This window comes from Mesorhizobium sp. M0217 (genome assembly GCF_040321955.1).
In the GTDB taxonomy this organism is placed as follows: Bacteria; Pseudomonadota; Alphaproteobacteria; order Rhizobiales; family Rhizobiaceae; genus Mesorhizobium.
On record NZ_JAMYSN010000001.1, the window covers coordinates 495,400 to 513,260 of the forward strand.

At 63.7% G+C, this 17,861-nt stretch carries 21 protein-coding genes; 10 read left to right on the top strand and 11 right to left on the bottom strand.

Going from position 1 to position 17,861, the window contains the following annotated elements; all coding sequences use genetic code 11:
- Positions 1-8 precede the first annotated feature (8 nt).
- The 8 genes from NKJ18_RS02460 to NKJ18_RS02495 form a co-directional block, all read right to left on the bottom strand.
- Positions 9-377 carry a cupin domain-containing protein gene (locus NKJ18_RS02460; RefSeq protein ID WP_081725355.1) on the bottom strand — a complete coding sequence of 123 codons (369 nt, stop codon included), beginning with the start codon at positions 375-377 and terminating at the stop codon, positions 9-11.
- A 58-nt stretch (positions 378-435) separates the two neighbouring features.
- Entirely contained in the window at positions 436-1,821 is a 1,386-nt protein-coding gene (locus tag NKJ18_RS02465) for an NAD(P)/FAD-dependent oxidoreductase (protein WP_352757760.1), read from the bottom strand.
- A 50-nt stretch (positions 1,822-1,871) separates the two neighbouring features.
- Entirely contained in the window at positions 1,872-2,987 is a 1,116-nt protein-coding gene (locus NKJ18_RS02470; protein WP_352757761.1) for an ABC transporter ATP-binding protein, read from the bottom strand.
- Positions 2,984-3,781, bottom strand: coding sequence for an ABC transporter permease (locus NKJ18_RS02475; RefSeq protein ID WP_023671902.1), 798 nt, complete (start codon positions 3,779-3,781; stop codon positions 2,984-2,986). Before NKJ18_RS02475 ends, NKJ18_RS02470 begins: the two co-directional genes overlap by 4 nt.
- Positions 3,781-4,653 (bottom strand): ABC transporter permease, encoded by an 873-nt coding sequence (locus NKJ18_RS02480; RefSeq protein ID WP_352757762.1) that lies wholly within the window; start codon positions 4,651-4,653, stop codon positions 3,781-3,783. Before NKJ18_RS02480 ends, NKJ18_RS02475 begins: the two co-directional genes overlap by 1 nt.
- A 22-nt stretch (positions 4,654-4,675) precedes the next feature.
- Positions 4,676-5,752 carry an extracellular solute-binding protein gene (locus NKJ18_RS02485; RefSeq protein ID WP_023686368.1) on the bottom strand — a complete coding sequence of 359 codons (1,077 nt, stop codon included), beginning with the start codon at positions 5,750-5,752 and terminating at the stop codon, positions 4,676-4,678.
- Between the two features lie 37 nt (positions 5,753-5,789).
- Positions 5,790-6,443, bottom strand: a complete 654-nt coding sequence (locus NKJ18_RS02490; protein ID WP_027049833.1) for a helix-turn-helix domain-containing protein — start codon at positions 6,441-6,443, stop codon at positions 5,790-5,792.
- A 71-nt stretch (positions 6,444-6,514) separates the two neighbouring features.
- Complete coding sequence (locus NKJ18_RS02495; protein WP_023671906.1) at positions 6,515-6,799, bottom strand: hypothetical protein; 285 nt, start codon at positions 6,797-6,799, stop codon at positions 6,515-6,517.
- A gap of 170 nt (positions 6,800-6,969) precedes the next feature.
- Between NKJ18_RS02495 and NKJ18_RS02500 the strand changes: the two genes are divergently transcribed.
- Positions 6,970-7,284, top strand: coding sequence for a hypothetical protein (locus NKJ18_RS02500; protein ID WP_155921527.1), 315 nt, complete (start codon positions 6,970-6,972; stop codon positions 7,282-7,284).
- A gap of 39 nt (positions 7,285-7,323) precedes the next feature.
- Here the strand turns inward: NKJ18_RS02500 and NKJ18_RS02505 are convergent, their stop codons facing one another.
- On the bottom strand, positions 7,324-7,623 hold the full coding sequence (locus NKJ18_RS02505; RefSeq protein ID WP_023671907.1) for a putative quinol monooxygenase: 300 nt from the start codon (positions 7,621-7,623) through the stop codon (positions 7,324-7,326).
- A 123-nt stretch (positions 7,624-7,746) separates the two neighbouring features.
- Between NKJ18_RS02505 and flhA the strand changes: the two genes are divergently transcribed.
- The 7 genes from flhA (at position 7,747) to NKJ18_RS02540 (ending at position 13,319) form a co-directional block, all read left to right on the top strand.
- Complete coding sequence (flhA, locus tag NKJ18_RS02510) at positions 7,747-9,834, top strand: flagellar biosynthesis protein FlhA (RefSeq protein WP_023671908.1); 2,088 nt, start codon at positions 7,747-7,749, stop codon at positions 9,832-9,834.
- On the top strand, positions 9,831-10,583 hold the full coding sequence (gene fliR, locus NKJ18_RS02515; protein ID WP_023691740.1) for a flagellar biosynthetic protein FliR: 753 nt from the start codon (positions 9,831-9,833) through the stop codon (positions 10,581-10,583). Before flhA ends, fliR begins: the two co-directional genes overlap by 4 nt.
- 1 nt (position 10,584) lies before the next feature.
- Positions 10,585-10,968, top strand: a complete 384-nt coding sequence (locus NKJ18_RS02520; protein ID WP_352757763.1) for a hypothetical protein — start codon at positions 10,585-10,587, stop codon at positions 10,966-10,968.
- Between the two features lie 291 nt (positions 10,969-11,259).
- The gene (locus NKJ18_RS02525; protein ID WP_023671918.1) at positions 11,260-11,832 is read left to right on the top strand and encodes a rod-binding protein; all 573 of its coding nucleotides are present in this window, start codon (positions 11,260-11,262) and stop codon (positions 11,830-11,832) included.
- A gap of 13 nt (positions 11,833-11,845) precedes the next feature.
- Positions 11,846-12,262 (top strand): hypothetical protein, encoded by a 417-nt coding sequence (locus tag NKJ18_RS02530; RefSeq protein ID WP_023671919.1) that lies wholly within the window; start codon positions 11,846-11,848, stop codon positions 12,260-12,262.
- Positions 12,263-12,290: 28 nt separating this feature from the next.
- Positions 12,291-12,839, top strand: a complete 549-nt coding sequence (locus NKJ18_RS02535) for a hypothetical protein (protein WP_023683275.1) — start codon at positions 12,291-12,293, stop codon at positions 12,837-12,839.
- A 195-nt stretch (positions 12,840-13,034) separates the two neighbouring features.
- Complete coding sequence (locus NKJ18_RS02540; RefSeq protein ID WP_023695725.1) at positions 13,035-13,319, top strand: SCP2 sterol-binding domain-containing protein; 285 nt, start codon at positions 13,035-13,037, stop codon at positions 13,317-13,319.
- 70 nt (positions 13,320-13,389) lie between these two features.
- On the opposite strand, the gene NKJ18_RS02545 is transcribed toward NKJ18_RS02540, so the two are convergent.
- The gene (locus NKJ18_RS02545) at positions 13,390-13,932 is read right to left on the bottom strand and encodes a GNAT family N-acetyltransferase (RefSeq protein WP_352757878.1); all 543 of its coding nucleotides are present in this window, start codon (positions 13,930-13,932) and stop codon (positions 13,390-13,392) included.
- A gap of 143 nt (positions 13,933-14,075) precedes the next feature.
- On the bottom strand, positions 14,076-15,209 hold the full coding sequence (gene odc2 / locus NKJ18_RS02550) for an ornithine/lysine decarboxylase (RefSeq protein WP_023747155.1): 1,134 nt from the start codon (positions 15,207-15,209) through the stop codon (positions 14,076-14,078).
- 538 nt (positions 15,210-15,747) lie between these two features.
- On the opposite strand from odc2, the gene NKJ18_RS02555 reads away from it, so the two are divergent.
- Positions 15,748-16,947, top strand: a complete 1,200-nt coding sequence (locus NKJ18_RS02555; RefSeq protein WP_352757764.1) for an amidase — start codon at positions 15,748-15,750, stop codon at positions 16,945-16,947.
- A 2-nt stretch (positions 16,948-16,949) separates the two neighbouring features.
- A complete protein-coding gene (locus tag NKJ18_RS02560; protein ID WP_023671925.1) occupies positions 16,950-17,849 on the top strand; it encodes a LysR family transcriptional regulator in 900 nt (299 codons plus the stop codon).
- Positions 17,850-17,861: the final 12 nt, after the last annotated feature.

Sequence of the window (17,861 nt, forward strand, 5' to 3'; positions counted from 1 at the left end):
AGCGCCGGTCAGCCGGCGCTCTGGATCATGTAGAGCTTGCGCGTGGTCTCGCGTATCAGCCACTCGCCCTTCCAGCCCTGCGGCAGGACGAGGAGATCGCCCGGACCGAGTTCCCGCACCTCGCCATCGATGCGGCTCAGTTCCACGCGCCCCGAAATGATGTGGCAGATCTCCGACGAGTCCGAACGATCGGCGGTGAAGCGGCCGGGCGTGCATTCCCAGATGCCGACATCGACAGTCCCGTCAGGCGATTGAAAGAACGAGCGCACGGCCTCGACCTGATCGCCTTCAATCGAGCTTGGCTTAGGAGAGAACGCGCCGATCTCGGCCTTGGCGAGATCGTGGAAGGTCGAAAGATCGATCAAGTCTAGCTCCATGGATAAGAGCAATTCCAGGAAAGGGGTCTGCCCCGGAATTGCGTGAGAACAAATGGCTTTAGTGGCCGGTGATGCTGTCGGCCAACGCGGCCAGCTTCGAGGTGCGCGCAAGCCCTGCCGCCTCGCGGCCATCGGCAATGCGATAAAGCTGGTACATCGAATGCACGCCCAGCCAGCGGAAGGGCTCCGGTTCCCATGGCCTGACCTTGCGGTTGACCCAGGGCAGCTTCGTCAGCTCGGTGTTTGCCCCGAGAACAAGGTCAGCCAGCGTGCGCCCCGAAAGGTTGGAGCTGGACACGCCGAGGCCGACATAGCCGCCGGCCCAGCCGATGCGGGTCGCGGGATCGAGGCCGACCGTGGTGCACCAGTCGCGCGGCACGCCGAGCACGCCGCACCAGGCGTGATCGATGCGGCATCCCTTGGTCTGCGGCAAGAGCGTCGTCAGGATCGTGTGCAGCTGGTCGATCGTGGCCTGCTGCGTCTGGCCGTTGACGTCGGTGCGCGAGCCGTAGCGATAAGGCACGCCGCGTCCGCCCATCGTGATGCGTCCCTCACGCGTGCGCTGGGCATAGCAATAGGCATGCGCCGCATTGCCGAGCAGTTCGTGCCCTTCCCAACCGATGTCGCGCCACAGGTCGGCAGGCAGCGGCTCAGTCACGATCTGCGCGCTGTTGAGCGCCAGCCAGGTCCGCTCCTCGCCGGGGATGCCTGATGTAAAGCCCTCGGTCGCGCGGATGATCGTCTCCGCCTGCACCGTACCGCGGTCTGTCGTCACGCTGCCCTTGGCGATGCTTGTCACCGTCGTCTTCTCATAGATCGGCACGCCCAGCCGCTCGACGGCATCGGCAAGCCCACGCACCAGCTTGGCCGGCTGCACCCGCGCCTGGCCATGGACGACGAAGCCGCCCATGACGTTACGGATGTTGATGCGCGTGCGCGTTGAGGCGGCGTCCAGCATCTCGACGCGGTTCGGGTCGACATCCCAGGAACGGATCGTCTCGCATTCTTCGCGCACGCGCTCCAACTGCGCTGGGTTGGTGGCCACCGTCAGGTTGTCGACGCGGCGAATGTCGGCGTCGATGCCTTCCTCGGTCGCGACCCGGATCACTTCATCAACGCAGCCTGCCATCGCAGCCTGCATCGCCATCACGCCTTGCCGGCTCGATGTCTTGAGATATTTTTCGCGCGACCAGCTGAAGCCGCCCGACAGCCAGCCGCCATTGCGCCCTGAAGCGCCGAAGCCGGCAAATTCGCGCTCGACGATCACGACGCGCAGCAATGGCTTCGCCTTTTTCAGATAGTAGGCCGTCCACAGGCCGGTATAGCCGGCGCCGACAATGGCGACATCGGCCTCGATGTTTCCAGGCAAGGGCGGGCGCGGAACGGGAACCGCCCCCAGATCCGCATACCAGAACGATATGTCGCCGTTGCGCTTGGCTTGCATGGAATGACTTTCAGATGGGATCAGGCCAGATGGGATCAGGCCAGATGGAATCAGGTGAGTGTGGTGTCGGCGCTTGCGTCGTCCGCCAGCAGCTGGGCGTCGGTGCCGTCGAAGCAGAGCTCGACCTTGTCGCCGAGGCCAAAACTTTCGCCGGTCAGCGGTGAGCGCACGATCGCGGCCGAGCCGTCGGCGAGCTTGACTTCGTATTTCGATTCCGAGCCGAGATAGATGGCTTCCGCGATCGTCCCCGACAGGCGGTTGGCGCCATTGGCAGGACTTTGGCCGGCTCTTCGGATCGCGAGCTTTTCGGGACGCAGCAGCATCACCGGGCTGGCTTCCCCCGACAGCTTACGCGGTACCGTCACCGTCTCGCCGGCGATGCTCAGCGCGGTGCTGTTGCCATCGCTGCGCGCCTTGCCGCGCAGCACGGTGGAATCGCCGATGAAGCGGCCGACGAACAGCGTTGCCGGCTCGTCATAGAGCTGGCGGCCGGTGCCGACCTGCTCGATGCGCCCGCGGTTGAACACGGCGATGCGGTCGGACAGCACCAGCGCCTCTTCCTGATCATGCGTGACATAGACGAAGGTGGTGCCGAGCTCGCGGTGGATGCGCTTGATCTCGAGCTGCAGCCATTCGCGCAGCTTCTTGTCGAGCGCGCCGAGCGGCTCGTCCATCAAGAGCAGCGGCGGGTCGAAGACGATGGCGCGTGCCAACGCCACGCGCTGCTGCTGGCCTCCCGACAATTCGCTGGGATAGCGATGCGCAAAATCGCCCATCTTGACCATGTCGAGCGCCCTTGCCACGCGTGTCTGCCGCGTCGCCTGGTCGACGCCGCGCAGCGTCAGCGGATAGGCGACGTTGCGGCCGACGCTCATATGCGGGAACAGCGCGTAGTGCTGGAAGACGACGCCGATGTTGCGCTTGTGCGCCGGCACGCCGACGACGCTCTTTTCCCCAACCAAAAGCTTGCCGCTGGTGACGTCGGTAAAACCGGCGATCACGTTGAGCGTCGTCGTCTTGCCCGAACCACTGGGGCCAAGCAGCGTCATGAACTCGCCGGGCTCGATGCGCAGCGACACGCCGTCCAGCGCCTTGAAGCCGCCATAGGCCTTGCTGATCGCTTCGAGATCGATCGAGGCGCCCTTGCTTGTCGGCTTCGGATTCATTGGCGTCCTTTCCGCTCGCGGCCAAGAAGGAGCATGCCGCCGGCGATCAGGATCGTGGTCGCGAAAAGCAGGATCGTGCCGACGGCCGCCACCGTCGGGTCGGCATCGCGCGTAATCGAGGCGAAGATCTGCACCGGCAATGTCTTGAGATAGGGGTTCGTGATGAACAGCGACACGACAATCTCGTCGAACGAGGTGGCGAAGGCGAACAGCAGGCCCGAGAGCACGCCCGGCGCGATCAGCGGCAGCGTCACCGTGCGAAACGTGGTCAGTGCGCCGGCGCCCAGGCTGGCTGCGGCTGTCTCCAGCCGGCGGTCGAACACTTCGAGACTGGCCGAGACCGCGATCAGCACGAAGGGCAGCGCAAGGATGGTGTGGGCCAGCACGAAGCCGAGCAGCGTCCCGACGAGCTGCGTGTCGAGATAGACGGCATAGATGCCGATCGCCAGCACCACGCCCGGCACCACCATCGGCGTCAGCATCAGCATACGCAAAAGGTTCGCCGGCCGCGCCTTCATGCGGTCGAGGCCGAAGGTGGCAAGCGTGCCGAGCACCGTCGCCAGCACCGCCACGATCGAGGCGACCTTCAGCGAATTCAGGAAGCTGTTCGACCAGTCCGGATTGGTGGCGAAATTCTGGTACCACTGCCAGGAAAAGCCTTGCGGCGGAAACGCCAGCGATTTGTTTTCGTTGAACGACATCGGCACCACGACCAGCGTCGGCGCCACCAGCCATATCGCCACCAGCAGGCAGACGAGCCCGAGAAGAACGCGGGTGAGCGGCTTCATCTCCATCAGCGCCGCCCCGCTTCCCGATGCCTGGACCGCATCACAGGTGCTGCCAGCGCCAGCAGCACGAAGGTGGTGACCAGCAGAACGACGCCCATGGCGCCGCCCCTGCCCCATTGCAGCAGGCTCAGCACCTGCGTCTGCACCAGCGTCGACAGCATGGTCGAGCGCGGGCCGCCGAGCAAAGCCGGCGTGATGTAGAAGCCGAGCGACAGGATGAAGACGATGACCGCGCCGGCATAGACGCCGGGCAGCGACAGCGGCAGATAGACGGTGAAGAACGCGCGCGACGGCCGCGCACCGAGGCTTTGCGCCGCACGCATCAGCCTGAGGTCGATGCCTTGCATCACGGAATAGAGCGGCAGGATCATGAACGGCAACAGCACCTGCGCCATGCCGATGACCACGCCGGTCTGGGTGCGGATCAGCTTGACGCCGCCGAACCCGACCGAGCGCAGCAACGAATTGATGACGCCCGAATCCTGCAGCAGGATCACCCATGACAGCGTTCGCACCACACCACTCACCCAGAACGGGATCAGCACGCAAAGCACAAGCACCAGCCGGACGCGCGGCCCGACCGCGGTCATCAGATAGGCATAGGGATAGGCCGCGATGACGCAGACCAGCGTCACCCAGGCCGAAATGACGAAAGTCCGCTGCAGCACTGTCAGGTTGACCGGCGCGCCGAAGAACCAGGCATAGTTCTGCAGCCCCCACTCAGGTTCCGACAGGCTGCGCAGCACGATGGTGAGCAGCGGATACCCGATCACCGCGACGAGCAGGATGAGCGCCGGCGCCGTGAGCGCGAACGGCCGCCATGCCCGACCCGACCGCGCATGGGCGGCGGGTTGGGCGATGGGTTCGGACGCGCTCACGGCCTGGCTCTCACTTGGCTGTTCAGTTGCCGGCCATCAGCGCCGACCACTTCTCCTGCGCCACCGGGAAGTTCTCGACCCAGAACTTGATGTTCTGCTTGTAACCCTGCTTCTGGCGCTCGGGCGTGTTGGTCAGGAAGGCGGCGACCGACGCATCGACCTTGGGCTGCGCGTCATTGTTGATCGGCGTATAGGAGGTCTGCTGCGCCAGGATCTCCTGCGCCCCCTTGCCGAGATAGGCATTGAGCAGCGCATAAGCCGCATCCGTATCCTTGACGCCGACCGGAATGGTCATCTGGTCCATCACCACCAGCCAGTCCTGCCAGGCCGGCGCATATTTGGCGCCGTTCTTCACCGCCGTCATGGCACGTCCGGTCCACATCATCAGCATGTCGGCTTCGCCAGATTCGGCAAGCTGCTGCGATTCAGCGCCGGTCTTCCAATAGATCGTGTCGGGACCGAGCTTGCGGATGACATCGATGGCCTTGTCGATGTCGGCCACCGTCATCGCCTTCGGGTCGCCGCCAGAGGCCTTCAACGCCTGCTCCAGCAGGCCGCCCGTCGGGTCGCCCGAACCGTCGAGCGCGCGCGTGCCGGGGAATTTTGCCGTGTCGAAGAAATCGGCCCAGTTCTTGGGCGGGTTATCCCCATACTTCTCCTTGTTGTACATCAGCACGACGCCGTAGTTCATGGCCGGCACCGAGCATTCGCCGACCTGGCCCTCGGGCACCTTGGAGACGTCGAGCTTGCTGAAATCAAGCTTCTGGAACAGCTTGCCGCAATAGACGTAAGGCGGCAGGTCGGCGGTGTCGACGACGTCCCAGGTGACGTTGCCGGATTCGACCTGCGCCTGCAGCTTGGCGATCTCTGTCGGCCCGTCATTGAGCAGCGTGGCGCCGGACTTTTCGACGAACTCCTTGAGCGCGGCGGCCTGGCCGTCCTGGTAGATGCCGCCATAAGAGACGAGCGTCAGCGTCTTGCCCTTGAGCGAGCCTTCCTTGACCTCACCCGCGACAGGCTTTTCCTGCGCGAACGCTGCGGTTGCCAGAACGCCGAGCGCCAGCACGGCGCCAAGGCCAAGATGTCTTGTTTTCAGCATGATTATTGTTCTCCCATTTGACCCGCATGGATTGAACCTACCTGGCTGCGAGCGGTTTCCAGGCCCTGTATTGATCGAGTTCGGCGCGCACCGAAGTCGGTGGCGCAATGATCCACATCACCTCGGCTCGGCCACTGCCGATGTTCTCTGAGCGATGTGCTGTCGATGTCGCGTATTCGATGCTGTCGCCCTCTTCCAGCACATGCCTGACATCGCCGAGCGAAACCTCGACGATGCCGCGCAGCACGACGAGCATCTCGTGCGCGTCGCCATGGGTGTAGAGCGCTGGGCCGGTCGAGCCGCCGATTTCGAACTCGCCGACATAGACTTCCATGTCGCTTAAAGGGGGACGCGAGAGCAGCATCTTGCGGCAGCCGTCGCTGGGCGGCAGGCTCGGCCGCTCGCTGCGCAGCAAGACCCCGCGCTGCCCGGCGGCACTATCCTCGAACAGCATCGCCACGCTTACACCCAGCGCCGAGGCCATCTGGTTGAGCGAGGCGGTGCTGGCGCCGGTCAGGCCGCGCTCGAGCTGGCTGATGAAGCTGGCGCTGGTCCCGGTCAGCTCGGCGAGTTCGCGCAGCGAAAGCCGCCGGCCGAGACGCAGGCTCTTCAGCCGCTGGCCCAGCATCTGATGGGCATGCGTCGCCGTCGAGGCGACGCCATTCTTGACCGGAGCCTGGTCGGTGCTCATCCCGTCTTTTTCTCCCACTGAACAATTTGTACAGTGACACTGTACACGTGGCAAGCGCCGAGTAGGGACATTTAAGATGCCGGCCGAGGCCTAGTCTTCGCCCGGTCGCGCCGCGCCTTGTCGAGTTCCTCCGCGTAGCGCCGCATCAGATGGCCCTCGGTCAAAAGCCCGACAACGGCCCGGTTGTCGAAATTCTCGACCACCGCCAGTTCCTCGGCGACGGCGCGCTGGATGGTTTCGGCGGTGGACCGGACGTTCATGGTCGGCACCAGCACCGCATGCCGGAATTTGGCCGGCGCCAGCACCGGCGTCTCACCATCGGACGGATCGCTGTGCAGTTCGGCGACGATCAGCACGCCGACATAATGCCGGCTGCTTGCGGCGCCATTCTGGCGCTGAGGCGCAGTCAGGCTTGCCGCCCCGCTTCAATTCCCCGCGAGCGTGTCGAGGTATATGAGCGATCGCTTACGCAATCGACGCAGCTGTGTTATTTTTGGCCGTCTCTATTTCCCTCAAGGAGGAGAAGATGAGTGCGCGGGGATTTTTTTCATTAGCTGTTGGCATGATTTTTTTGAGCTCGTCTGCGGTGAGCAATTCAAGCATGGATATGCCGGTTAGGTCTGTTGTGTCACACCCGATGTCTCTTTTTTTGGCGGGAGGCAATCCGGAAAACCAAAGCCGGCCGGCAAAGGAATTTATCCAGACTGCACAACAAGATGTTTGCTGTCCCGGCGGCTACCCTTGGTATCGCAATTCGACGAACACCTGCTACGGCAGCTATGAAGACTGCCACGATACCGATGGCGGCGGATGGTCCTGCAGACAGGTCAACGCCTGCTAGATTTTCTTGGGCCCACGCCTTCTTGACTGTGCCCGGTCCTCAGATCGGCTTCGGCTCGCCGGCCTCATAGAGCATGAGGTTGCGCTCGCCTATGCCGAGCGATGCCCAGCTCGCCCGCCAATCGGCGATGTGAGGCGAGCGGAAATGCGCGTCGAGCGCGGCCCTGTCGCTCCACACCTCGGTTACATGGATGAGCCCGACGTCGAGCACGTCCTGCGCGTAGGAGTATTCGATGCAGCCGGGCTCCGCACGGCTGCCCAGTATCATGCGCCGCATGGCCGGCCTTGCCTCGTCGAGCAGTTGCGCAGGCAGGCGAATGGTGCCGATGATCACCAGCATGATCTCTCTCCTCAAGGCCTCTGTCGTCCTGGCAACTAACCAGTCCTCCCACCCTCGCGCAAGCTTGACCGGTTAGGCTCGAAGGGCTGTCGCGTGCTCGGCAGGCTTGTGATTGGGGACGATATGGCCGTCAGCGAAAGCTTAGCGACAGGAACAGTGGCCAAGAACGGCCGCGATGTCTTCTTCGCCATCGGCATCGTCATCATCCTGGCCGTGCTGTTCCTCCCGATCCCGGCCTTCCTCATCGACATCGGCCTCGCCTTCTCGATCGCACTGTCGGTGCTGATCCTGATGGTGGCGCTGTGGATCCAGCGGCCGCTCGATTTCTCGTCCTTCCCGACCGTGCTGCTGATCGCCACCATGCTACGGCTATCGCTCAACATCGCCACCACGCGCATGATCCTGTCGCACGGCAATGAGGGCACGCACGCCGCCGGCTATGTCATCGCCGGCTTCTCCAAACTTGTGATGGCCAGCGATTTCGTCATCGGCCTGATCGTCTTCATGATCCTGATTGTGGTCAACTTCATCGTCATCACCAAAGGCGCCACCCGTATTGCCGAAGTCGGCGCCCGCTTCACCCTCGACGCGATCCCCGGCAAGCAGATGTCGATCGACGCCGACCTGTCCGCCGGCATGATCGACGACAAGACAGCGCAACTGCGCCGCCGCGAGCTGGAAGAGGAATCCTCCTTCTTCGGCTCGATGGACGGCGCCTCGAAATTCGTCCGCGGCGACGCCATTGCCGGCCTCATCATCACCGCCATCAACATCGTCGGCGGCATCGCCATCGGTTACATCAGGCACGGCATGGGCATGGGCGAAGCCGCCGATGTCTTCATCAAACTGTCGGTCGGCGACGGCCTCGTCACCCAGATCCCGGCGCTTATCGTTTCGCTCGCCGCCGGCCTGCTTGTGTCCAAGGGCGGCACGCGCGGCTCGACCAACCAGGCGGTGTTCGGCCAGCTCGGTGCGCATCCGCGCGCGCTCTATGTCGCGGCCTCGCTGCTCGTCCTGCTCGGCCTGATGCCCGGCCTGCCGTTCTTCCCGTTCTTCACGCTAGCCGCCGGCATGGCCGGCCTTGGCTACGTCATCCCGATGCGCGCCAACCGCGAGGCTGCCGCCGCCGAAGCGATCAAGGATCTGGAGAAGGCGAACAAAGTCGAGGAAGAGAAGAACTCGGTCAAGGCTTCGCTGACCACCGCCGAGATCGAGCTTCTGATCGGCAAGCAGCTGTCGACGCGGCTGCTGGTGTCGCATCAGGAACTGGTGTTCCGCATGGCCAAGATGCGCAAGAAATTTGCCACGCAATACGGCTTCGTCGTGCCGGAAGTGCGCGTCGCCGACGATTTCGGCATCCCGCCGAAAAGCTATCAGATCAAGGTCCACGGCACCGTCGTCGCCGAATACCAGATGCGCGTCGGCGAGATCATGGTGCTGCTGGGGAACCGGGATTTGCCCGACGTTCCCGGCGAGGAAATCCGCGAGCCGGCCTTCGGCATGCGCGCCTTCTCGGTGCTCGAAACCTTCGCCGAGGATCTGAAGCGCGAGAACTATACCTTTGCCGACAACATGTCGGTGCTGCTCACCCATTTGTCCGAGGTGATCCGCAACAACCTGCCGCAGCTTCTGTCCTACAAGGACATGAAGGCGCTGCTCGAGCGCCAGGATCCGGAATACCGCAAGCTCGCCGACGAGATCTGCACCTCGCACATCTCCTATCCCGGCCTGCAGGCGGTGCTGAAATTGCTGCTGGCCGAACGCGTATCGATCCGCAACCTGCATTTGATCATCGAGGCTATCGCCGAGATCGCGCCGCATGTGCGCCGCACCGAGCAGATCGTCGAGCATGTCCGCATCCGCATGGCCCAGCAGATCTGCGGCGATCTCTCCGAGGGCGGCATGCTCAAGGTGCTGCGCCTCGGCAACCGCTGGGACCTCGCCTTCCACCAGAGCCTCAAGCGCGACGCCAAGGGCGAGGTGCGCGAATTCGACATCGACCCGCGCCAGCTGGAGGAATTCGGCCAGGACGCGACCAAGGCGATCCGCAAGCATCTCGAGGCCGGCGAGCGTTTTGTCCTCGTCACCGCGCCCGATGCTCGCCCCTATGTGCGCATGATCATCGAGCGCCTGTTCACGACGCTTCCCGTTCTCTCCCATGTCGAAATCGCCAAGGGCGTCGAGATCAAGGTGCTCGGGACGATCTCGTGAACATACTGTCGCAAGGCGTCGTCATCGCCGCCTTCCTCGCCTTCTGTCGCATCGGCGCCTGCTTCATGCTGATGCCGGGCCTGTCCAGCGCCCGCGTGCCGGTCCAGGTCCGGCTGTTCGTGTCGATCGCCGCCACCGGTGGCCTGCTCGCCTTCCTGTGGGACAAGATCTTTCCCTTCGTCGATGCGCGTCCGCAGGTGCTGGCGCCGATGATCATCTCCGAACTTTTGGTCGGCGGGCTGATCGGCGCGATGACGAGGCTCTACATGGAGGCTCTGCGCTTCATGGGTTCGGCCATCGCCATGCTGATCGGCTATGGCGGCACCGGCGGCCCCGCCATCGAGGAGCCAGAACCGCAGGCGGCTCTCGCCGCCATCATCTCGTTTTCAGCGTTGCTGCTGCTCTTCGTCTTCGATTTCGACCACGAGATCATCCGCGCTCTGGTCGCCTCCTACACGGTGGCGCCGGTCAACGTCTTCTTCAATCCCCAGGCCGCCCTGGTCGATCTCACCGACACGGTGTCGGACGCCTTCTTCCTGGTCATCCGGCTCGGCAGCCCGTTCATCGCCTATGCCATTCTCGTCAATTTGACGATCGGCTTCGTCAACAAGCTGACGCCGCAGATCCCGGTCTATTTTATCTCGCTGCCTTTCGTCATCGCCGGCGGCATGATCATCTTCTACTTCGCCATCGGCACCATGCTGTCGCTGTTCGTCGACGGCTTTGTCGACCTGACGCTGGCGAGGTGAGATGAGCACGCGCAAGGAACGGCTGAAGAAACTGGTCAAGGTGCAGGAGCAGTTGAAGGCCCTGCACGAGACGCGCCATGCGGCCTTCCTGGCGGCAGCGGCAACCGCCAAAACCGAGGCCAGGGAACTTGTCCAGCATTTCGACGCCGACCAGTCGATGGCGGTGCTGTTCCCTGACCTCTACCATCGCCGCATCGCCAATGCGCTGGTCCGGCAGGAAGCGAGCCTGGAAAGCGCCAGGCAGGAGGTCACGCTCATCGCCACTGCGACGGCGCGCACCAACATGGTCGAGCGCGCCTACAAGGATGTGCGAAGCCGCGACGAACGCGAACGCTCCGACCGCGACCGGCTCGATCTGATCGCGCAGAAGCGCGGGCAGGAATAATCGAAAGTTAAAGCCGCGTCACTTGCGGACGGCGTTCGGTTTCGTTCCGTGCGGCGGGCTGTATTGGGTGTACGGCGCCGTGTTCGGCCTCTGCGCCTACGCCACCTACGATCTGACCATGGCGACGCCGGCAGCGCCCACCGCAAACGACCAGATCGCATCGACCCAGCCGGACTTGCCGCTGCTGATAGCAATGGCCCAGCATCCGGCGAAGGATTTCAAACCGGCAAGCCTGCCACAAGCTTGTTGCGGCATGGTCGCTCAGGAAACCCGGCAAAGAGGCGGACTTTCTTGGCGATTTCTCCACCCAGTGACATCGTTCTCGATGTTGCCCGAGCCGTCGACCCGGCGGATATCGAGGCTGCCCGTGCCGCGCTGGCCAAGCGGGCCAACGGCGTTGGCGGTAATTTTTCTGTCGACATGGCTGCTTCGGTCGATGCCGGCTCGATCCTGTCGCGCGCTACCGCCGACAAGGCCGCCGCAAATGCCGATCCCGCCAGCAAGTTCAAGAAGTTCGAGGCGATGGTCTTGCAGACCTTCATCCAAAACATGCTGCCCAAGGACACCGAGGGCGTCTACGGCAAGGGGCTGGCCGGCGACATGTGGAAATCGCAGCTTGCCGAGCGTGTCGCCGACGTCATGGCCGAGCGCGGCGGGATCGGCATCGCCAAATCGCTGCTCGCCGACCACTACAAGGACGGCAAGCGCACCGTGCCGATCGGCCCGGTGTCAACCGGGCCGCACAAGACCGAGATCGACCAGCAGACCCGGCTGTCCACCTCGCTGGTCGAGGAATTGCAGCGCAAGGCCGCACGGTCGATGACCGGCGACGAGACGACCATCAAAACCGAAATCAAGATCTAGACCAGGATTTTCAATGGCCGATTTTTCAAAATACTCTTCCAACCTGCCGGCGCGTACGTCCGAAGCGCCGATCCCGTTTGCACGGCCGGGCAACCTTGCCGCCATCATCGGCCGCATCGAGGAAGCGGTCGAGGAAGAGACGGCCGGTTTGAAGAACGACACCAGCTATGACCTCAAGGCCTCCAACGCCCGCAAGAGCCGCTACCTCTATGAGCTGACCCGCGCCATGAAGGGCGCCAACGAGATCGAATTCCTGGAACAGCACCGCGACAGTCTGGCGCGGCTGCGCCAGAAGCTCGCGAAAAACGAGGCTGCGATCCTCGCCCACCTCAACGCGGTCAACGAAGTCGCCACGCTGTTGAAGAACGCCATTCAGCGCGCCGAAGCCGACGGCACCTATTCGGCCGGCGAATTCGGTTGGGCGAGCTGATGATCTCGGCAACAGGCGGGAACAACCGGTGATCAAATTCATCGCCGCCGCGATCTGGATCTGCGCCGCCACGCTCGGCGCGGTGTTCTATTCATTCCAGGCGGCCGGTGAGCGCGGCGTCGGCGAGACGCCGAAACCGATGCTGGGTGGCCTCGACTACGTCAAGACCGACATCATCTCGGTGCCGCTGATCCGCGATTCCAAGATCGACGGGTATTTCCTCACCAAGCTCGTCTACACGGTCGAGCCGGCCGAGATAAAGAAGATGTCGATTCCGGCCGAAGCGCTGATGACCGATCAGGTCTATTCCTATCTCTACTCCAATCCTCAGATCGACTTCACCAAGAAGGAAACCATCGATCTCGATGCCTTCCGCAAGGCCATACGCGACACCGTCAACGCCCGCGTCGGCGCCGACCTGGTGCATGAAGTGCTGATCGACCAGGTCAACTTCCTGACCAAGGACGAAATCCGCGACAACGCCATGCGCCGCCGCAAGGATCCGGCCACGCCGACCGAACCGGCCCCGGCGGAATCGGCCCAGGCCGAGGCGGCGAAGCCCGCTGCTGAACACTAACCTTCGTCGCACGGCGAATGTTCTCTGCCGCATTCCTTCCGACTGAAACGAGATGACGCATCGCGCGTTGACGTTTACGTCAACTCGAAGCTATATGCGCCAAGCGACCAGGATCGCGGTACGCGCGAGACAGTGACTTCGGCGGAGGCCGGTCACTGAAGCGCGGCAAAACGCAACGAGACCAGGAGAACAGTCATGAGCGTTCAGGACATTGCCGAGAAGATGAGGTCGCGCGTGGCGAGCGCCGGGTTCGAACATTCCGTGAAGTTCGATACCGGCAGCAACGGCGTCATCGTCATCGACGGCGCGACCGTCTCAAACACCGATGCGCCGACCGACTGCACCATCAAGCTGTCGCTCGACGATCTCGATTCGCTGATCGCCGGCGACCTCAACCCGACCATGGCGTTCATGTCCGGCAAGATAAAGGTCGAAGGCGATATGTCGGTCGCCATGGCGCTCAGCCAGCTGATCGGCTGAGCCCTTCGCAAAAACAAAACGCCGCCCTCGTTGAAATGCAAAGGACCGGCGGCGTTTGTTTTTTGGACAATCAGGCGGCCAGCGACAGCCTCTGTGCCTTGAGCTTGCGACCTGCAGCCCTCAGCGTGCCATGCGCGCCGTCGAGCGCACCCTCGATCAGCTCCAACGCCAGCAAGCGGCACCGCTCGTAAGGTCCAGGCATGGCGAGCGCGCCGGTCTTCTCCGCCGAAAAGCCGAAGCGGCCATAGTAAGGCGCATCGCCGACCAGCAGCACCGCGGCATGGCCGAGACGCGCGGCCTCGGCCAAAGCATGGCGCATCAGCGCCGAGCCGATGCCGGCGTTCTTCAGCGCCGGATCGACGGCGAGCGGTCCGAGCAGAAGTGCTCCCGGGCCACCCTCGCCCAGACGCACGTCCCACAGCCGCACCGTACCAGCAACCGCGCCGGTTGCATCGCGCACGACAAAAGCGAGGCCTTCGGAAGGCCGGCGGCCGCGCCGCAGCTTCTCCGACGATTTCTTGCGCCGCATCGGCCCCATAGCGCGATCGAGCAACGCTTCACGCGATGCAATGTCTGCCGCAGTTTCGGCGACGATGGGAATGGCGCCGGCCATCTCCCCCTCGAGGGGGGAGAATCCAATGCCGTCAATGTAATTTACAATGTCCATTTCCGCGATCCTTCACGAGCGGAGCTTGTTCCACAGGCGAACCGGGCGGACGCAAACGTCCGCCTGGGGTGATCTGAAGGCCGAAGCCGTCAGATCACGTAGGATCGGAGAGGCTCGAAGCCGTTGAAGGCGACCGCCGAGTAGGTGGTCGTGTAGGCGCCGGTGCCTTCGATCAGCACATCGTCGCCGATGGTCAGCGACAGAGGCAGCGGATACGGCGTCTTCTCGTACATCACGTCGGCCGAATCGCAGGTCGGGCCGGCGAGCACGCAAGGTGCGGTCTCCGAACCGTCATGGCGGGTGACGATCGGATAGCGGATCGCCTCGTCCATCGTCTCGGCCAGACCGCCGAACTTGCCGATGTCGAGGAACACCCAGCGCACATTGTCGTTTTCGGCCTTCTTCGAGATCAGCACGACTTCCGACTTGATGACGCCGGCATTGCCGACCATGCCGCGACCCGGCTCGATGATGGTCTCAGGGATCGCATTGCCGAAATGCTTGCGCAGCGCCGAGAAGATCGCCTGGCCATAGGCCTGGGCCGCCGGCACGTCACGCAGATAGCGCGTCGGGAAACCGCCGCCCATATTGACCATCTTGAGGACGATGCCTTCGTCGGCGAGCGTGGCGAACACCTTCTTGGCGTCGGCCAGCGCACGGTCCCACGCCGTCAGGTCGGTCTGCTGCGAGCCGACATGGAACGACACGCCATAGGGGTCGAGGCCGAGCGTCCTGGCATGGCGCAGCACGTCGACGGCCATCGCCGGCACGCAGCCGAACTTGCGCGACAGCGGCCACTCGGCGCCTTCGCCGTCGGTCAGCACGCGGCAGAACACGCGGGCGCCGGGAGCGACGCGGGCGATCTTGTCGACCTCCTCGACGCAGTCCACCGCAAACAGCCTGATGCCGAGCTGGTAGGCGCGTGCAATGTCACGCTCCTTCTTGATAGTGTTGCCGAAGGAGATACGGTCCGCCGGCGCACCGGCGTCCATCGCCATCTCGACCTCGGCAACGGAAGCGGTGTCGAAGGACGAGCCCATCGCAGCAAGCAGGCGCAGGATTTCCGGCGCCGGATTTGCTTTCACCGCATAGTAGATCCGGGAATCGGGCAGCGCCTTTTCGAAGGCGCGGAAATTGTCGCGCACGACATCGAGGTCGACGACGAGGCAGGGGCCGGACGGACGTCGGGTGGCGAGGAAGTCGAGGATGCGCTGGGTGGCCATCGGGGTCTCTCCATCAACGCCTTGCGGCGCGCAATAAGCTGCGGACGCGGGCTCTCGGCCTCGCGACGCGCGGTCAAACAAAGGCGGGACGGAAATTCATGGAACCAGCCGGTGGAGACCCCGGAACCATGAAACGCCGTCTCGCAGCGGTGAACCTTGGCCTTGCCCGGCCTCGGTTCGCTTTGTCTGCCTTGGCTTGGATGGGAGACCCGTCCGCACTGCCGGCAATGAAGGTGTGCCTCTTCAGTAACCCCGGTCTTTGGACGACCGGCAGAACACCAGAAAGGCCCGCACCGTCGTTGCTTCAAGGTGTCCTCGGGCTGGCGGTTGGCCGCTAGACCGACTGGAGGGGTTAGCTCCAGTTACCTTACCGATTTCCCTCACCATTCGAGGATCGGCGGACACCCACAGGCACGTGCGACTTTGGGCAAGCGCGATATAAGATCGAAAGATTTCACAATCAATAAAAATCGTATCCCAGGTTGTAAAATTTCCGGCATCGAACAATGCTGGGCCTACTGTATACGGATATCGAACGATGCCAGGCACGCACGGCCCACTCAACGCCTTTCTTGACCTGCGCCGCATGCCGGTCGCCAATGCGGAACTGGGGCCGCTGGCCGGGCTCAGGCTGGCTGTGAAGGACATTTACGACGTCGCCGGCTACCGCACCGGTTGCGGCAATCCGGTGAAGTTCGACGAGGCGCATGCCGCGTCCACCACGGCACCGGCCGTGCAGATGATTCTCGACGCCGGCGCGCGCTTCATCGGCAAGACGCAGACCGACGAGTTCGCTTTCTCGCTGATGGGCCAGAACGCGCATTTTCCGTTTCCGGTGAACCCGGCCGCTCCCGATCGCGTCACCGGCGGCTCGTCCTCCGGATCGGCCGCGGCGGTGGCCGGCAAGCTCGCCGACATCGCTACCGGCTCGGACACCGGCGGCTCGATCCGCGCCCCGGCGAGCTTTTGCGGATTGATCGGGCTGCGCACCACACATGGCCGCATTTCGCTCGAAGGCACGATGAAGCTGGCGCCGAGCTTCGACACATTCGGCTGGTTCGCCGACGACATCGAGACCTATGAGACGATCGGCAAATTGCTGCTCGGCCGCGACCCGCATCCATATCCGCTCACCCGGCCGCTTTCGATCCGCTGGCTGGACGCTTTCGTGGCCGGCCCCGCTGAGGCAGCCGAATATGCCAGGATGAGAGCGCTGGCCGCCAGTCTTATCGGTGAGCCGGCGCCGGTAGAGTACAGCTTCGCCTCCTTCCCCGACGAGCTCTACTGGTGCTTTCGCCGCCTCCAGGCCGCCGAGGCCTGGCAGCAGCATGGCGCCTGGATCATTTCTGGCGAGCGCGATCTCGGGCCGGGCGTCGAGGAGCGCTTTGGTTTTGGCCGCACGATCGACGAAAAGACCGCGCGGGCCGAGGCGGTGCGCCGCCTGACGTTCCGCTCCGAGCTAGCCGCGCTGCTTGGCCAGGACGGGTTTCTTGTCCTGCCCACCGTTCCAGGCCCCGCACCTCTGGTCAAAAGCGAGCCGCAGCAGCTCCAGGCCTACCGCGAAAGGGCCTTGCATCTTTTGTGCCTTTCGGGTCTTTCAGGCTTTCCGCAAATCACCCTGCCGCTGGGCTCGGTTGACGGTGCCCCTTTCGGCCTCTCGCTGCTCGGCCCTCCCGGCAGCGACATTGCCCTGACACGGCTCGGCCGGCGAATTCTCGATGCGGCACGAAAGGCTTGATGATGGATACACTGACCCGCATGCGCGCCTTCATCGACGTCGTCGAGGCCGAAGGCTTTTCGGCGGCCGCGCGCAAGATCGGTCGCTCCAAGGCGCTGCTGTCGAAATATGTGCGCGAACTCGAGGACGAACTCGGCGCGCTGCTGCTCAACCGCACCACGCGGCAGTTCTCGTTGACCGAGGCCGGCCATACCTATTACAGCCGCGCTTCGGAAATCGTGCGCGAGGTCGACAGCCTGGCCGACGCCGTGCGCGAATCCTCCGGTGACGTGCGCGGCAGGATCAAGCTCTCCGCGGCGCGCACCTTCGCCGACGCACCGATCGGCCAGTCGCTGATCGACTTCGCCAAGCAGCATCCCGACATCGTGCTCGACATCCATCTCGACGACCGTTTTGTCGATCTGGTCGAGGAAGGTTTCGATCTTGCCGTGCGCATCTCGCGCCTGGAGAACTCATCGCTGATCGCCCGCCGCCTGGGGCCGTTTTCGATCAAGCTTTGCGCCTCGCCGGAGCTGATCGCCAAGCACGGCAAGCCGACGCGCCCGCAGGATCTCGCCAACTTGCCCTGCATCGTGGACACCAATGGCCGCTCGCTCGCCAACTGGCGCTTCAGGGGCGATGGCGAGGAGTCAGTCAGTGTCAACGTATCGGGTCCGATCGAGGTCAACAGCCCGATGGCCGCGCGAGCCGCCGCCGTGTCCGGTCTGGGCTTCACCATCCTGCCGGATTTCATCGCCGCGCCCGACCTCGCATCCGGGCTTCTGGTGTCGTTGCTCGACGACCGCATCCAGTCGGGCAGCGGCATTTTCGCCGTCTACCCGCACCGTCGCTATCTGCCGGCCAAGGTCCGTGTTTTCGTCGATTTCCTGGTGCAATGGTTCAAGAACCGCGAGAGCGCTTGAGCCGGTCCTGCC

Coding starts and splice junctions, on each gene's coding strand:
- NKJ18_RS02465 (WP_352757760.1), bottom strand. CDS start 1,821: ATGCAAGCCAAGCGCAACGGCGACATATCGTTCTGGTATGCGGATCTG.
- NKJ18_RS02560 (WP_023671925.1), top strand. CDS start 16,950: ATGGATACACTGACCCGCATGCGCGCCTTCATCGACGTCGTCGAGGCC.
- NKJ18_RS02505 (WP_023671907.1), bottom strand. CDS start 7,623: ATGCTGGTGATCATCGGCACCATTCGCCTGCCTGCGCAACTGCTCGAC.
- NKJ18_RS02555 (WP_352757764.1), top strand. CDS start 15,748: ATGCCAGGCACGCACGGCCCACTCAACGCCTTTCTTGACCTGCGCCGC.
- NKJ18_RS02485 (WP_023686368.1), bottom strand. CDS start 5,752: ATGCTGAAAACAAGACATCTTGGCCTTGGCGCCGTGCTGGCGCTCGGC.
- NKJ18_RS02545 (WP_352757878.1), bottom strand. CDS start 13,932: ATGGCCGGCGCCATTCCCATCGTCGCCGAAACTGCGGCAGACATTGCA.
- NKJ18_RS02490 (WP_027049833.1), bottom strand. CDS start 6,443: ATGAGCACCGACCAGGCTCCGGTCAAGAATGGCGTCGCCTCGACGGCG.
- NKJ18_RS02540 (WP_023695725.1), top strand. CDS start 13,035: ATGAGCGTTCAGGACATTGCCGAGAAGATGAGGTCGCGCGTGGCGAGC.
- NKJ18_RS02530 (WP_023671919.1), top strand. CDS start 11,846: ATGGCCGATTTTTCAAAATACTCTTCCAACCTGCCGGCGCGTACGTCC.
- NKJ18_RS02460 (WP_081725355.1), bottom strand. CDS start 377: ATGGAGCTAGACTTGATCGATCTTTCGACCTTCCACGATCTCGCCAAG.
- NKJ18_RS02500 (WP_155921527.1), top strand. CDS start 6,970: ATGAGTGCGCGGGGATTTTTTTCATTAGCTGTTGGCATGATTTTTTTG.
- NKJ18_RS02520 (WP_352757763.1), top strand. CDS start 10,585: ATGAGCACGCGCAAGGAACGGCTGAAGAAACTGGTCAAGGTGCAGGAG.
- NKJ18_RS02470 (WP_352757761.1), bottom strand. CDS start 2,987: ATGAATCCGAAGCCGACAAGCAAGGGCGCCTCGATCGATCTCGAAGCG.
- odc2 (WP_023747155.1), bottom strand. CDS start 15,209: ATGGCCACCCAGCGCATCCTCGACTTCCTCGCCACCCGACGTCCGTCC.
- flhA (WP_023671908.1), top strand. CDS start 7,747: ATGGCCGTCAGCGAAAGCTTAGCGACAGGAACAGTGGCCAAGAACGGC.
- NKJ18_RS02475 (WP_023671902.1), bottom strand. CDS start 3,781: ATGGAGATGAAGCCGCTCACCCGCGTTCTTCTCGGGCTCGTCTGCCTG.